This is a genomic window from Streptomyces sp. NPDC107559 (assembly GCF_055657365.1).
Genome location: NZ_JBVKBD010000004.1, coordinates 318,331 through 332,994 on the forward strand (window position 1 = coordinate 318,331; position 14,664 = coordinate 332,994).

Here is a 14,664-nt window from a genome sequence, read left to right on the forward strand (position 1 = left end):
GCGACGTCGAAAGGAATGCGATGGCTCCCGCGCTCGATCACGGCCGTCCGCCGGCCCCGAAGTCCGTGCTCTCCCACCTGAAGGTCCGGGCCGGCGGACGCCGGGGACGGCTGAGGGCCGCCGTCATGGCCGGCGCCCTGCTCGCCGGAGTGACTTCGGCGGTGGCCGGTGGGGCACCGACCGCCGCCGCGACGCGGTACAACGACGATCCGACGCAGTACTGGAACAGGGTTCTGCTCCAGACGTTCCGCAACGCGCGGGGCCTGGACGCCGCGCCCGGCAAGCTCAGCAGGTCCGGGGCGATGGTCTTCGCGGCGGTCTACAACGCCGAGAGCGCCTATCAGAACACGTACGCGACCTTGAAGTACGAGCCCTACCTGAATCGGCCGCTGAAGTACGCCGGCGGACCCGCACGGCCGGGTCCGGACGCGCAGGAACGGGTGATCGACCGGACGGCGTACCGGATGATCTCGCAGCTGTACCCGGGCGATCGGGCCTACATCGACGCCAAGTACAGAGCCCGGACCGGTCGTTCCCCCTACGCCTACGACCCCCTCGACCGTCAGATCGTCGACCGGGTGCTGCGGCAGATCAACAAGTCCCGGGTGGGCGACGGTTCGAACAACCCGGCGAAATACCACGGCAACACCACCACGCCCGGAGCCTGGCGGCCGACGGGTGAGGCGGACTGCACGAAGAAGACCGACGCCGTGACCCCGAACTGGGGCAAGGTGCGGCCGTTCGTGCTCCGCTCCGGCTCGCAGTTCCGGCCTCCCACCCTGCGCGGCTTCACCGACTACGCCGATCTGGTGGCCAGCCCGGAGTACGCACGCCAGCGCGAGGAGGTGCGCAGGATCGGTGCCGTCGACTCCACCGTGCGCACCTACGAGCAGACCGTCATCGGCTGGTTCTGGGACCACGACCTGGACGGCACCTTCCACCCCCCGGGGCAGCTCCTCGAACTGACCGGGATCGTCGCCAAGAAGTTCCGGCTCGACACGTACAACACCACCCGGCTGTTCGCGCAGTCGGCGCTGTCGCTGGCGGACGCCGGGATCACGGCCTGGGACAGCAAGTTCGACACCCCGATCAAGCTGTGGCGTCCGGTCTCCGCGATCCACGCGGCGGGGGACCTGAGCTGGGAGCCGCTCAGCGCGGACCGCGCAGGGCGGCCGTTCACCCCGTGCTTCCCCGCCTGGACCTCCGGGCACGCCAACTTCACGGGTGCGTGGGCAGGCGCGATGCGGAACTTCTTCAACCGCGACGACGTCCCGTTCATCGCGCACTCCGAGGACCCGCACACGCTCCAGAGGTTCCGTCTGATGCGGAACTTCAGCCAGGTCGCCCAGGAGGGCGAGTTCAGCCGCCTCTACCTGGGCGTGCACTTCCGCTGGGACGCCGAGGACGGAAGGCGGATCGGCACCAAGGTCGGCGACTACGTCTCCACCCACGCGCTGCTGCCGATCCGGCCGGGCCGTCCGCACCACCAGTGAGCCGGCACCGTGCCCCGGTCACGGGAGAAACCTGAGACCGCCGGGTGAGGACCGGCTCACTGCGCTCGCCGACGCCGAACCCGCACGCCGAAGGCCCCGGACCACGATCGGTCCGGGGCCTTCGGCGTGCGCCCTGCTGTCCGCCCGCGGTGGCTGCATGCCCGCGCCGGCCTGAGGGCGGCATGTCGGAGACGATCCGGGCCGGGACCTGCCCGGAAACAAGAATGGAACCGTGAACGTGTCGGGCAGACTCTGCGGTGTAGTCCCTTTGAGACAAGGATGACCCACAAAATGATCACGCTCACGAAGGAAGACGGCCCGGCAGACCTGGACGGGGTGACTCATCTGTCCCTCGGTGTCTCCTGGGACCCCACCGCCGGCAGCAGCGGCGGAGTGCTGGGCACCCTGCGCCGAAAGAGCGGCACCGACCTCGACCTCATCGCCATAGCCATGCAGGGACGGGACCCGGTGCGCCTGGCGGGCCTCGACTCGCTCGACCCGATGGGCAACGGCTCGCTGATCCACAGCGGCGACAACCAGACCGGGCACGGGGACGGTGACGACGAGACGGTGACCGTCGAGTTCGCCCGGATCCCGCCCCACATCACGTCGATCGTGTTCGTGGCCGCCGCGTACAAGAAGGGCAGCTCCTTCCAGAAGGCACGCAACATCAGCTTCAAGGTCTACGACGCGTCCGGGGGCAGTTCCCAGCAGGTCGCCGACATCTGGCCGAGCCTGCTCAGCCGGGACAACGGCTGTGCCGTGGCCAAGGCGATCCGGGTCGGCGACAGTTGGAAGCTCGAAGTGATCAACTCGACGGGCCAGATCAAACAGGGCGACGAGCACGCCCTGCTGCGTTTCGCGGTCAACAAGTAGTACTTCATCGAGTACTTCATCTAGTACGTCGTCGCGGTACGACTCGGTCGACGCCCTCCGCATGTTCCGGGAGCCGGCGCATGTTCCGGGATCCGGCGAAGTGAACCGTCCGGGGCGGGCTGAAGCCGCCTTCGACCCGCCCCGGACGGTTCGGCCCGGTCGCCGGTCTGCGCACGTTCGTCGACCGCATGCTGCCCGGCCCGAGCCGACAGGTGCTCTTCCTCCGCCGTCCGTGGCTCCGGCACGGAAACGTTCACGCCCTGGACATCGGCGACGACCTGCACGGATGCCCCCCGGTGCGATGGTGGGAAGCACGCGGGCGCGTGATCCGGGCCGGTCCGGCACCGGCTCCGAGAAGGCTGAGCGATGGTGAGGAACCGATGGACCCGAGTGACGTCGACCGTACCGACCGCACCACCGCCGAACAGCAGGCCGACGCCGGGGCCAAGCCGCTGCTCGATGTTCCCCAGACGGCCGCGGCGGGGGTGACGATGTGGATCTTCGTCGTCGCCCCGCCGGTCTCCCTGATCGCCGTGCTGCCGTTCGCGTGGGGACGGGGCCTGTCCATGCTGGACCTCGGCATGGCCGTGGTGTCCTACCTCGTCTCCCTGGCCGGCCTGACGGTCGGCTACCACCGTCTCTTCACGCACCGCTCGTTCAAGGCACGGCGAGGCCTGCGGATCGCCCTGGCCGTCGCGGGTTCGCTGGGAGTCGAGGGCTCGCCGGTCCAGTGGGTGGCGAACCACCGGCGTCACCACGCCTTCGCCGACCGCGAGGGTGACCCGCACTCGCCGTGGCGCTACGGCACCGACACACGCGCGCTGCTCAAGGGACTTCTCCACGCGCACATCGGGTGGATGCTGAAGCGTGAACTGAGCAACCGGGCCAGATTCGCACCCGACATCGCCGCCGATCCCGATCTGCGGCTCATCGGCCGACTGTTCGGGCCGCTGACCGCCGTCTCGCTCCTGACCCCGGCGTTGGTCGGCGGGTTCGCCACCGGCACCTGGACGGGCGCGCTGACCGGGTTCTTCTGGGCCGGCGTGATCCGGATGGCGCTGCTGCACCATGTCACCTGGTCGGTGAACTCGATCTGCCATGTCGCGGGCAGGCGCCCCTTCGCCAGCCGGGACAAGGCCACCAACTTCTGGCCACTGGCGCTGTTGTCCTTCGGCGAGAGCTGGCACAACTCGCATCACGCCGACCCCACGGCCGCGCGCCACGGCGTGCTGCCGGGCCAGCTCGACCCGGCGGCCCGCCTCATCTGGGTCTTCGAGAAGCTCCGCTGGGCCCACGACGTGCGCTGGCCGAGCCAGGACCGTCTCGGCGCCCGCCTGCTGCCCGACCCGCGCACCCCGCACGGCTCCTCGGGCTGACGACCCTCGCACCGCGCAGATCAGCCCTGGCCGAGGTCGATCTCCACAGGGACGGTGGCTCAGCGCTCGCAGGCCCTCTCGATGCTCCCGAGCCGGCAGGGACAGCGCCGAACAGCAGGATCGCACCGGTCACCGCAGGGTGAGGCCGGGGTGGTCAGCCGGCGACGGTGAGGACGACCTTGCCGCGGGTGCGGCCGGCCTCGACGCGGGCGTGGGCCGCGCCGGCCTGCTCCAGCGGGAAGGTCTCCGCCACCTCGACGGCGACCTCGCCGGCGTCGATCAGGCCTGCGATCGTGGTCAGCCCCGCGCCGTCCGGCTCGACCAGGTACGGGGTGACCCGCACGCCCGCCGCCTCGGCGGCCGCGGCCAGTTCCGGGGAGACACCGGCCGGGACGGCGACCAGCAGGCCGCCCGGGCGCAGGACCGCGAGCGAGCGGGTGCCGGTCCGGTCGTGGGCGTCGCCCACCAGGTCGATGACGACGTCGACGTCCTTGACGGCGTCCTCGAAGCGGGTGGTGGTGTAGTCGATGGTCTCGTCGGCGCCGAGCTGCTTGAGCCAGGGGTGGCGTGCGGCGCTGGCGGTGGCGATCACGTGGGCGCCCAGGTGCCGCGCGAACTGGACCGCGAAGTGGCCCACCCCGCCGGCGGCGGCCGTGATCAGGACGCGCTGGCCGGCCTGCACATGGGCGGTGTCGACCACGGTCTGCCAGGCGGTCAGCGCGGCCAGCGGCACGGCGGCCGCGTGCACGTGGTCCAGGGTGGCCGGCTTGCGGGCCCACTGGCGGGCCGGGGCGGTCACGTACTCGGCGTAGCCGCCGGCGGCGCGCGGGAACCACGGCATGCCGTACACCTCGTCGCCGGGCGCGAGCGTGGTGACGCCGAAGCCGACCTCCTCGACGACACCGGAGACGTCCCAGCCCAGGATCAGCGGGAACGTCTGCAGTCCCGCCATGCCCTGGCCTTCGCGGGTCTTCCAGTCCACCGGGTTGACGCCGGCGGCGTGCACGCGTACCAGCACCTCGGTCGGCAGCGGCTCGGGGCGCGCGACCTCCTCGGCGGTCAGCACCTGCGGCCCGCCGAACTCCGTGACGGTGACCGCCCGCATGGTGTGTTCACTCATCTTGTCCTCGCTCATGTCCGTATCGCTGTTCCTTCTGCCGGGACCGCGATCCCGGCAGAAGAAACAGTGGCGTGTGCTCGCGGAGACGAGTGAGTGGCCGGAGGGTCACCTGTCGTACCATTCCAGCCATGCCGCATCGTGTCGCCGTTCTCGCCCTCGATGGAGTCCTGCCGCTGGACCTGGGCATCCCGGCGCGGGTGTTCAACGAGGCCTGCGAACCGGACGGGACCCGTCTGTACTCCGTCGTCACCTGCTCCCTCGGCGGCAGGCCGGTACGCACGCACGAGGACTACCGGATCGTCGTCGACCACGACGAGTCGGCGCTGGAGAGCGCGGACACCGTCGTTCTGGCCACGCAGGAGCCCAGCGAGCGTCTGCTCGCGACCGGCACGCTCTCCGGGGAACTCGCCGCGGCGCTGGACCGGATCGGGCCGGGGACCCGCATCGTCAGCCTGTGCACGTCGGCGTTCCTGCTCGCGGCGGCCGGTCTGCTGGACGGCCGGCGGGCCACGACGCACTGGGCGCTGTGTGACGCGCTGGCGCGGCTGTTCCCCGACGTCGACGTCGATCCGGACGTCCTGTTCGTCGACAACGGACGCATCCTGACGTCCGCGGGCGGAGCAGCCGGCATCGACCTGTGCCTGCATCTGGTCCGTCTGGACCACGGGGCGGCGGTGGCCTCGGCCGCCGCACGCCGCTGCGTGGTGGCGCCGTGGCGCGAGGGCGGGCAGGCGCAGTTCATCGAGCACCCGGTTCCGCAGGACACCGACCGTTCCACCTCGGCGACCCGGCAGTGGGCGCTGGACCGGCTCGCCGAGCCGATCACCCTGGAGGACATGGCCCGGCACGCGCACATGAGCGTGCGCACCTTCACCCGGCGGTTCCGCGGCGAGGTGGGCAGCAGCCCGCTGAAGTGGCTGGCACAGCGGCGGCTGGCCCACGCGCGCCTGCTGCTGGAGTCCACCGACCTCACCGTCGCGCGGATCGCCACCGTCTGCGGCTTCGGCGACCCCGTCGCATTGCGCAAGCACTTCCACACGCACCTGGGCCTGTCACCACTGGCCTACCGTCGCGCCCACAACGCACCGGAGCCCACGACAGGACAGTGACCACCCGGCCGGGCGCCGCCCGCTCCGCGCAACGTCCGACGCTCCTTCACCGGCGTCGCCGAGTCCGCCGGCCTCCGCGGCACAGGAAGGACAAGGTTTCCCTCTCTCGATCGCAGACCCCATCGCGCCGTGAAGGCATCAGCCTGGGAAGCTCGGGCGATCTGGGCGCGGTTGCCGGACCGACCTGCGGCGGAGCCCCACCTGTGCTTGGTCGCAGGGCTGGAGCGTTGCCCACTGTTCCCCGTCGTCCCCGCGGAATCTGGCACGGTTCCGGCACGGCACGTAATCCTGTAGCCGTTGCTGTACCGCGACCGAGTTCTGTCGACGCCTCCTCACGGGCCGCCGTCCACCGCTTTCAGCGGGTCTTCGCCCGTCGTTGCTCGACGTAGCCAGTCGGACACGGCCTTCGCCGAGACATCGTGGCGAAACGCGCGAATATTACTGAATAGGCTGTTTTTGATATTTGCCAGGGAGTCACAGATGGACGCTGTGGACGCACTCCTTCGCAGGGCCGACCCGGCGGCTCTTCTGACGCTGGACGGCGCCATCCGCAGCCTCAACCCTGCGATGGCCACGGCGCTGGGCAGGCCGTCGGAGCAGTGCCTGGGACGCGACTTCGGTGCTCTGTCGCCTGCGAGCCAGAGGATGCAGGCCGAGAGTCTCGTGGTCGCCGCCAGGACGGGGGCGACCGCCATGCGGGTGCTGGAGTTCCCCGGGCCGTGCAGAGCGCCCGTTGCCTGCTTGATCGAGGCGCGGCCGGTGAAGGATCCCACCGATGACGAACAGCTGGTCCTGGTGCACGCGCTGGATGCGCGGAACGACCTGGCCAGCCTGCTGATCCCGTTCCGGCTGGCCACCACGGCCGCCGAGCTAGGCCTGTGGATGTATTCCCCCGAGGGACGCCAGCTGGAGTGGCTCGGTGGCGCACCCGTTCTGGCCGTGCTCCTGCCGGATCCGACCACGCCGCTTTCCAGCCTGATCTCGGCGGTGCACCCTGACGACGAGGAGGCCTTGCGGCAGCTCCTGCGCGCGACCTCCGCCGAGTCCTCCTGGGTGAGGTTGCGGTACCTCACCCCGCACGACGGCTGGCATCAGCTGGCCGTTCAGACCCGTCGGATCCAGTTGGGGTACGGCGGCCCCGAGCGGATCCTGGGGGTGGTTCGCGACGACACCAAGCAGGCGAAGGAGGCGCAGGCTGAACTGACTGCCGAGCGACAGCGCGCCAAGGAGATCGCGGACTTCTCCGCCGCCTTGATCACCGCAGCCACGGAACAGGAACTGCAGCAGGTCGCCCTGACCCGGCTCGCCGCAACCTTCTCCGCCACCGGCGCCCTGCTCGCGCTCGTCGACAACGGCCACCTGTGCGTGTCCACCGACGCCGGGATAGCCACGTGGGAGGTCGAGGCCCTGCACGGCCTCCCGCTGGGCGATCCGAGCCCGCTGTCCGAGGCGATCCGCACCGGCAAGCCACATTTCGTCCTCGACCGAGAGGAATACATCCGCCGCTGGCCGGACGGGGCCGTACTTCCGAAGCTCGCCCGGCTCGGCTCCGATTACGCCGTCTCCATCACCCCCCTCAGCGAGACCGGCGATCAGCCACTCGGAGCGTGGCTGATGACCTATGCCAGCGGACACCGGCCGTCCCTGGACGAGCGGACCCTCCTGTCCACCCTGGCCGACCTGGCAGGCCAGGCACTGAGGCACATCAGGCTGCAGCAGGCACGAGTCGAGCTGGCCACGGCACTCCAGCAGGCCATGCTCCCCAAACTGCCCGAACACCTCCCGGGCCTGGAGGTCGCCGCCCGCTACCTGCCCAGTCGGGACGGGCTGGACATCGGGGGAGACTGGTACGACGCCTTCGTCACGCCCGACGGCACGATCGCACTGGAGATCGGCGACGTTCAGGGGCACGACGTGGACGCCGCCGCCTTCATGGGACAGGTCCGCCTGTCCATGCGCGCGATCGCCGCCCAGGAACCGGATCCGGGAACCGTGCTGGCGCGCACCAACGAGCTGCTCGTCGCGATGGTCCCCGCACGATTCGCCAGCTGCACCATCTTGCGTCTCGACCCGCGCGACGGACAGGTCATGGGCACCAGCGCCGGCCATGTGCCGTTGTTGTACGCACGGGACGACGCCAGCCACAGCATCCGTGAGCTGCCGGGCGGCCCGGTGCTGGGAGTCCTGCCCGACGTCGACTACTCCAAGGGAACCTTCACCCTGGACAAGGATGCCGCGCTGGTCATGGTCACCGACGGTGTGGTCGAAGGGCCGGGCCTGACGCTGGAGGCCGGACTGGAACGAGCCGGAGCCTTGGCCGCCCAAGCCGTCCGCGACGGGCTGCACGCCGAGGAGATCGCCGACCGCGTTCTCGACGCCGCGGTCGAGGTGGACCACCTCGACGACGTGGCCGTGCTGGTCGTCCGACGCACATGACGGCGCCCGCGTCCGCACACACCCTCAACGCGGACCCCACTGAAAGACCACCCCTCGCGCTCATTCACCGAGCGGCGTGTTCTCGACAGAGAGTTTCGTAGTCAGTGGAGCACCTCCCGGAGGATCCAGATCTTCAGCTCGAGGACACCTTCACGGCTCCCGGCTTCTGCCCGGTCATCCACAACCGCCGTACCACCGACCGTCCCTGACGTTGCGGCGTCACGGCGGAGCCGAACTTTCACGATCTCCGGCACACCGGCAACACCCTGGCGTCGACCGCCGGAGCCGGCACCCGCGAGCTGATGACCCGCGTGGGCCACGGCAGCTTGCGCGCCGCGCTGATCTGTCAGCACATCACCAGCGACCGTGACCGGGCCGTCGCTGATCGCCTCGGAGCGATGATCCGTGAGGGCGGGGGAGAGACCGCCGCATCGGACCAGGGGATCCGGTCTCCACACGGCCGTAGTGGCACGCGTGTGGCACGACCCCGGACACGACAAAGGGCCGGCCTGGGAGGCAAACCCTCCCGAGCCGGCCCTTCGGCCTGTGCCCCCGGCACGATTCGAACCTGCGACACCCGCTTCGGGAGTTCGAGCCGGGCTGGCTCCTGATGCCGCGGTCGCCTGGTCCCGCGGCCGGACAGGGTTGTCGGAGTACGCCCCTGTCCGGCGTCGTTGATGTCAGCCACGGATGTCGGAGCCTTCTGTCCGTGGCTCCATGGGGAGCTGTCCGTGCGGGGCCTACTGGTCGTGCTACGGCTCTGCGAGGTGTGTGGTTGCTGCCGTACCGGTCCCGACTCCGGCGCCGCTACCCGCTGTCAGCCGCCCACGACGGTGGTCTGCTTCTTCTGCACAGGGTGCTGGTCGGCGTACCGCACCAGGTCGAGGAAGCGGGAGTCGCCGATCGCCGCGAGCAGTTCCTTGCTGGTGACGGGGGCGGAGACCTTGGCGTTCACGTCCGGTTCGACGGAGACGCGGACATCGCTGTGTCCGTAGTGGAAAAGGACGTCGGTGGACGTGGTCTCGGGCGAGTCGGTGACCACGCGCAGTGCGGTGGCCTTGATGCCGCTCGGCAATGTGGTCTGCTCACAGGTTCCGCCCCCGACGGCAAGAGCGGCGGCGGGGGGACAGGGTTTCGGGCCCGGGTCGCCGGCGGAGGGCCGCACGGAGAAGACGACGGTGAACACCTTCCCGTCCGTGGTTGCGCCCTGGTAGAGCGACACGTCGATGTCGACCGGCCGGATCAGGCCGACGGCGTCCGGCAGCAGTCTGTCGAGGACGACGGCGGCCTGCTGCTGGAACTGTGCCCGCCGTGCCCGCTCGGTGGAGGACAGGCCGGCCGTGGGCCGTTCGTCGTCGCTCGTGGGGTCGATGTGGACCGGCGTGCGGTAGGGCTCCGGCTCCTCGACCGACTCGTGCGGCGAGGGTGTGCCGCTCGTGGCCGGACGGACCGTCCCGTCGGGGCCGCCTCCGGCGGAAAGTGTCACGGAGCCGAAGACCACGGCCCCCGCCACGCAGGCGATCCCGATGACGGCCGCGAGACGGGCACGCGCCTTGCGGCGTCGGCCCTGGGCGACCGCGGCGGGCACCAGGTCGTGCGGCGGGGGGAGTTGGGTCACTGCGCTTTCCATCGCGTCCCTGACGAGCAGGGTGCTGCGGTGGTCTTCCTCGGTGATGTTGTCGCTCATGGCGGTTCCTCAGCTCTCCGTGGCGTAGAGGTGGGCCTCGCCCAGTTGGGCGCGCAGCTTTGCCAGGGAGCGTGAGCACTGGCTCTTGACCGTGGATTCGCTGCACTTCAGGAGCGCGGCGACGGACTCGACGCTCTGGTCCTCCCAGTACCGCAGCACGACCATGGCCCGCGCTCTGGGCGGCAGCCCGGCCAGCGCCGCCATCAGCGTCACCCGCAGATCGGCGTGGTCCGGCGAGGTACGGGAATCGGGACGTGTGTGCGCCAGCAGGTCCCGCAGGCGCCGCCGCCGCTCGGCCAGGTAGGTGCGGGTCAGCACGGTCCTGGCGTAGGCCTCGATGTGGTCGGCGGCACTCGCCCGCCGCCAGTGCTGGAACATCTTGGCGAGCGTGGTCTGGGTCAGGTCCCTGGCCGTGTCCGGATCCCCGCACAGCAGGTACGCGGTCCGGTACAGCCGTCTCTGACTCGCCTGGGCGAAGGCCTCGAAGCTCTCGGGCGCCTGGGATCCCCGCGGCGCGTCGGAGCCTCGGCCGTTCTCCGGCATCTGCTCTCCTCTCCGGACCCCGTCAGGGGCTCGTGTCCTGTCACCCCTCTTCAGAGCGCTGCCGCACGCCAAAGGTTGAAACCGAATTCCCGCCGTCCCTGACCGGGTCGCCCTTCCCTTCGCTGACCACGGCTGCGGACCTCGCGGCACGGGTGTGGCACGACCGCGAGCACGGCAAAGGGCCAGTCCGAGAGGAGCATGCCTCTGAACTGGCCCTTGCTTGTGTGCCCCCGGCAGGATTCGAACCTGCGACACCCACTTTAGGAGTTCGATCTACGCCCGCAACCGGTCGTCGTCGCCAGGTCCGGCGGTCATGCGGGGGTGCTGGCGTATGCCGCCGTCCGGCCTCGTTGATGTCAGCCGTGGATGTCAGAGGGCTCTGGCATCCTGCGCCGGTGAGCATGACATGGGCCGCCTTCTGGGCGCTGATAGCCACCCTGAACGGCGAAGCCACGGAGGCGAGCTGCCGACGCCTGGCAGAGGAGCTGAGCCGCCGTTCCGTCCCCGACATCATCGGCTTCGCGGAACGTCATGCCGAGGCTCTCTACCGCTTGGACCAAGAGAAGTTCGGGACGCTTCCGGTCGCCGACATGACGGACCGGAACGGCGAGCCCTTCCCACAGTCTGCCGACGTGTTCCTGTACGCCCGTTGCGCCGTCGTCGCCGCGGGACGAGCCGTATGGGAAGGCGTCCTCTTCGACGTCGACAAGTTCGCCCCGTACACCTCCACCGAGTTCGACGGGGAGTGGCTGCTGTACGTGCCGGATCAGGCGTACGAACTCGCCACCGGGAAGGAGTGGGACCGCCCGACCCGGTACTGCTTCGAGAGCTACTCCAACAAGGATGGATGGCCGGACCTGGGGTGCTGAGGCGGCCCACCGCTCGGACCCATGTATCCGGCGCGACTGTGGCACGCAGCGAGCAATCAGCCCGGAACCTGGCAGGCTCGGCCGCCCGGTGCTCAACCGCCGTAGCGGCTGTGCAGATCGTCGGTGATTCGCGACATCAGTCTGATCGAGTCCTCCATCGGCGCTTCCACCAGTGGACGTTCCGTCTGAGGGTCGTAGGCGGTCAGCCCGGTCTCCTTCTCGACGACGGCGGCGAGGGCGGAGACCAGGCCGAGCACGACCGCGGCCTCGTCCCCCGCGTGCCAGTAGGGCACGGTGATGCTCACCTCGTCACCGAAGACGGACAGGCCGATGCCTGTGCCCGAGTGGCTCAGGTCCCGCGACTCCTGCTCGTACTCCGTGATCTCCGCTGGGCCCAGCAGCCTCCGGGCCTGCGGCACGATTCGGTCCCAAGCCTCAAGGAGAGGGGTGGGTATCGGCTCGCGGTCCTCGGCCGTGTCCTCCATGGCTTCCAGGACCTCGTCCCAGGACTGCCCGTCGCGTCGGTTCAAGAAGTAGATGTCGTAGCTCACCGCGTGATCGTAGGCACCCGCATACGGCGAGGGCGAGGCCGCTTGCCCGCGCTGACTTCGTCGGCGGCGTCAGCTTGGGAAGCTGTGATCATCCGGGGGTGGCTCGATCTCTGGCCTAGGCGAAAGACCGTGGCGCGGCTTCGTCGGGAGCGGTCGCTTCCATCGTGGTTTCCTGCTCGATCCGGTGGGCTCGTGGTGCCCTCCGGTCTCCTCGGATCGCCGCGGCGAAGTTAACGCTTGCATTAACATGGCGGCTGTGGCTCAATGGGAAGTGGTCCTTGTCGGGGAGGTGGCGGCGTGGTTCGAGGTGCTGGCCGAAGAGGACTGGGACAGCGCTGAACAGGTAGAAGACGCCATCGACATGCTGGCGGCCACGGGGCCAACGCTCGGCCGTCCACTGGTCGACCGGATCAAGGGTGCCGAGAATCATCACCTGAAGGAGCTGCGGCCGGGATCGTCCGGGAGCAGCGAGATCCGCATCCTCTTCGCCTTCGATCCGGTGCGCCGGGCGGTACTGCTGGTGGCCGGCGACAAGGCCGGAAACTGGCAGAGCTGGTACGACATCAACATTCCGCTCGCTGAGGAGCGGTACCGGACGCATCTGGCCGATCTTGAAACCAGGGAGTACGAATGAGTGCCGTGAGCTGGGAGGAGACCAAGCGCAAGGCGCGCGAGCGGCGTGCGGCCGCTGGGCTGCCGGTGCGGTCGGCCCAGGAGAAGCAAGCGGCAATGGACCGGCTGACCGCTGAAGTGCGTGCTCACAAGCTCGCGGAGGTCAGGCGTGAACAGGCGCTGACTCAGCGCCAAGTAGCCGCGTCGATGGGTGTCTCGGCACCTCGGGTCTCCGCGATCGAGCACGGTGAGCTGGATCGCGCGGAGGTCGCGACCCTCCGGGCCTACGTGGAAGCGCTCGGTGGCCGGCTGCGCGTGGTCGCGGACTTCGGGGACGCCGAATACACCGTCGCCTGAGACGCTTGCCGCCAGCGGCCGCGGAGTTGGGTCCAGCGGCGGCCGACGCTCTCGATGAACAGGAAGGCTTGGGTCTGTGACCTGGGCCTTTACTGGTGACCCAGGTGTGGGAGCCCGGTGCGGCGTTGTCCGCCGCACGTAACCTCACCGGGCCCACCCGTCGACGCTCGACCAGATTGTTCTGCCGCCACGTCAGCCACAACTGATCCCCGCGCGGCCGTGACCTGCGGCCGTCTTGTCGATGCAACGTCCTGCTCGGCCGGATCGAGGAGGCTGCCTGACGAAAAGTACGAGGCGTACGTCCGGCTCCACCTCGTGCCAGAAGTGGATGTCAAAGGCCCCAGACCATGATCGGTCCGGGGCCTTTCCAATACATCGCGCCTGTTCAGGCACTGTGCCCCCGGCAGGATTCGAACCTGCGACACCCGCTTTAGGAGTTCTACCAACTGAACGGGCCGCCTGGGCGCCAAGCCCGTGGCAGGGCACGGCTGGTGTTCTGGGAGGCGCTCAGGACCGGGTCAGTGTGCTGACGTTGCCGTCAGAAACTGCCGTCACTCTTCATCTCGTCGCTGGCTGCTTCGACTTGCTCGGTGGATTCGACCTCCGCGCCGAGGTGGTCAAGGCGGGTCGCCTGCCCGGGTTCGGCCTGATGCCGACGGGCCCGGGCGGCGGCCTGCACCGTCAGCTGGCCTCGCTCAGTCCGTGCGGTGCTGCGGTTCGCACTGCCCGGAGCCGCTCTTGGTGAGAGCCGTACGCGCGGCCTGCAGTCGCTTCCACTCACGAGTATGCCTACCTGCGGTCCCGCACCAATCCAATGACATCACCGCAACCACGGCAGATTTCGTGCCATAACGACGCTCCTACCGCTTCGCATCACCCGCGACAGTCGCACGAAAATCAGCCACGCCAACAACTTTTCAGGCCAATAGATCTATCAATTTCACCCTCCTGGTGCCCATTCGCCCGATTTACGAAACGAGCGAATCCAGTACTTCCAATATTCCTGGGATAGAATTCTCTTTCCGCGGGATGGGTAAGGTTTATTTTTGGAAGGAGTGAGAGTGATGCGCATCAATAAAGGCGTTCAGGCTCTAGGAATTTCTACCGCAGCGATGGTGATCGTAGGATTGGCCGGATCTCCTGCAAGCGCAACGAACTGGGGTGTGCAGTGCGCCGTTTCTGGCGCTTCCGGCTACGTCAACTACACCAAGACCAGTTCGACACGAATAGAGCTGCGGATCGGCGTAAATGACACGTATGCGGATGGTCACCACGCCAGGGCCAGACTGCTGACGAAGACGACTTCTGGGGAAATTCACTACTGGTCGTGGCGCAAGGATCTCGATGGCGCCGACAATGGATGGGTAATCGACGACACTTATGCCGTCGACAGTAACGGCATCACCGATGTCGGCGTTCAAGTGGGTCGATATGAGGGGGACGACCCTCTGGAGCTCTGCTCGGACTGGACCGAAGTGGATATCTCTCAGGGGTGATCGGGTTAGGTTCGGGAAAGTTGATCGATCCCCGAATTATGAATCACTCTCACTTTGGTCCTCTGCTGAATTGATCCCTCGTTTCAAGGCTCCGACCTTATGGCTATCGAGAAGCCCTTCAGGTCCCGTGCTCGACAAG

General features: G+C 68.7%; 13 protein-coding genes, 1 tRNA gene and 1 pseudogene. 10 read left to right on the forward strand and 5 right to left on the reverse strand.

From position 1 onward, the window contains the following. The first annotated feature begins 20 nt into the window (after nucleotides 1–20). The 3 genes from ACZ7OY_RS15995 to ACZ7OY_RS16005 all read left to right on the forward strand — a co-directional run bounded on the left by ACZ7OY_RS15995 (nucleotide 21) and on the right by ACZ7OY_RS16005 (nucleotide 3,745). Entirely contained in the window at nucleotides 21–1,493 is a 1,473-nt protein-coding gene (locus ACZ7OY_RS15995) for a vanadium-dependent haloperoxidase (protein ID WP_471911933.1), read from the forward strand. 291 nt (nucleotides 1,494–1,784) lie between these two features. Then, complete coding sequence (locus tag ACZ7OY_RS16000; protein ID WP_471911934.1) at nucleotides 1,785–2,369, forward strand: TerD family protein; 585 nt, start codon at nucleotides 1,785–1,787, stop codon at nucleotides 2,367–2,369. A 380-nt stretch (nucleotides 2,370–2,749) separates the two neighbouring features. Further along, nucleotides 2,750–3,745 (forward strand): acyl-CoA desaturase, encoded by a 996-nt coding sequence (locus ACZ7OY_RS16005; protein WP_471911935.1) that lies wholly within the window; start codon nucleotides 2,750–2,752, stop codon nucleotides 3,743–3,745. A 154-nt stretch (nucleotides 3,746–3,899) separates the two neighbouring features. Here ACZ7OY_RS16005 and ACZ7OY_RS16010 read toward each other — a convergent pair whose 3' ends face one another. Beyond that, nucleotides 3,900–4,865 carry an NADP-dependent oxidoreductase gene (locus ACZ7OY_RS16010; RefSeq protein WP_471912097.1) on the reverse strand — a complete coding sequence of 322 codons (966 nt, stop codon included), beginning with the start codon at nucleotides 4,863–4,865 and terminating at the stop codon, nucleotides 3,900–3,902. 128 nt (nucleotides 4,866–4,993) lie between these two features. On the opposite strand from ACZ7OY_RS16010, the gene ACZ7OY_RS16015 reads away from it, so the two are divergent. The 3 genes and pseudogenes from ACZ7OY_RS16015 to ACZ7OY_RS16025 form a co-directional block, all read left to right on the forward strand. Further along, complete coding sequence (locus ACZ7OY_RS16015; protein WP_471911936.1) at nucleotides 4,994–5,974, forward strand: GlxA family transcriptional regulator; 981 nt, start codon at nucleotides 4,994–4,996, stop codon at nucleotides 5,972–5,974. Nucleotides 5,975–6,454: 480 nt separating this feature from the next. Further along, nucleotides 6,455–8,410 (forward strand): SpoIIE family protein phosphatase, encoded by a 1,956-nt coding sequence (locus tag ACZ7OY_RS16020; protein ID WP_471911937.1) that lies wholly within the window; start codon nucleotides 6,455–6,457, stop codon nucleotides 8,408–8,410. Nucleotides 8,411–8,625: 215 nt separating this feature from the next. Then, nucleotides 8,626–8,847 (forward strand): annotated as a pseudogene (locus ACZ7OY_RS16025) (site-specific integrase); the annotation flags it as partial. A gap of 380 nt (nucleotides 8,848–9,227) precedes the next feature. Here ACZ7OY_RS16025 and ACZ7OY_RS16030 read toward each other — a convergent pair. Continuing rightward, nucleotides 9,228–10,097, reverse strand: coding sequence for a hypothetical protein (locus ACZ7OY_RS16030; protein ID WP_471911938.1), 870 nt, complete (start codon nucleotides 10,095–10,097; stop codon nucleotides 9,228–9,230). A gap of 9 nt (nucleotides 10,098–10,106) precedes the next feature. After that, entirely contained in the window at nucleotides 10,107–10,640 is a 534-nt protein-coding gene (locus tag ACZ7OY_RS16035) for a SigE family RNA polymerase sigma factor (protein ID WP_471911939.1), read from the reverse strand. Between the two features lie 401 nt (nucleotides 10,641–11,041). On the opposite strand from ACZ7OY_RS16035, the gene ACZ7OY_RS16040 reads away from it, so the two are divergent. Beyond that, the gene (locus ACZ7OY_RS16040) at nucleotides 11,042–11,509 is read left to right on the forward strand and encodes a DUF4240 domain-containing protein (protein WP_471912098.1); all 468 of its coding nucleotides are present in this window, start codon (nucleotides 11,042–11,044) and stop codon (nucleotides 11,507–11,509) included. A gap of 92 nt (nucleotides 11,510–11,601) precedes the next feature. Here ACZ7OY_RS16040 and ACZ7OY_RS16045 read toward each other — a convergent pair whose 3' ends face one another. Then, nucleotides 11,602–12,060: a hypothetical protein gene (locus ACZ7OY_RS16045; protein WP_471911940.1), complete on the reverse strand. Its 459-nt coding sequence runs from the start codon at nucleotides 12,058–12,060 to the stop codon at nucleotides 11,602–11,604. A gap of 247 nt (nucleotides 12,061–12,307) precedes the next feature. Between ACZ7OY_RS16045 and ACZ7OY_RS16050 the strand changes: the two genes are divergently transcribed. Together ACZ7OY_RS16050 and ACZ7OY_RS16055 are read left to right on the forward strand one after the other, a co-directional pair. Then, nucleotides 12,308–12,694, forward strand: a complete 387-nt coding sequence (locus tag ACZ7OY_RS16050) for a type II toxin-antitoxin system RelE/ParE family toxin (RefSeq protein WP_471911941.1) — start codon at nucleotides 12,308–12,310, stop codon at nucleotides 12,692–12,694. After that, on the forward strand, nucleotides 12,691–13,029 hold the full coding sequence (locus ACZ7OY_RS16055) for an XRE family transcriptional regulator (RefSeq protein ID WP_450666982.1): 339 nt from the start codon (nucleotides 12,691–12,693) through the stop codon (nucleotides 13,027–13,029). The genes ACZ7OY_RS16050 and ACZ7OY_RS16055 overlap by 4 nt, the downstream gene beginning before the upstream one ends. A 395-nt stretch (nucleotides 13,030–13,424) precedes the next feature. Here the strand turns inward: ACZ7OY_RS16055 and ACZ7OY_RS16060 are convergent. Then, nucleotides 13,425–13,485: transfer RNA gene (locus tag ACZ7OY_RS16060), tRNA-OTHER, on the reverse strand. A gap of 605 nt (nucleotides 13,486–14,090) precedes the next feature. Between ACZ7OY_RS16060 and ACZ7OY_RS16065 the strand changes: the two genes are divergently transcribed. After that, nucleotides 14,091–14,525 (forward strand): hypothetical protein, encoded by a 435-nt coding sequence (locus tag ACZ7OY_RS16065; protein WP_471911942.1) that lies wholly within the window; start codon nucleotides 14,091–14,093, stop codon nucleotides 14,523–14,525. Nucleotides 14,526–14,664 lie beyond the last annotated feature (139 nt).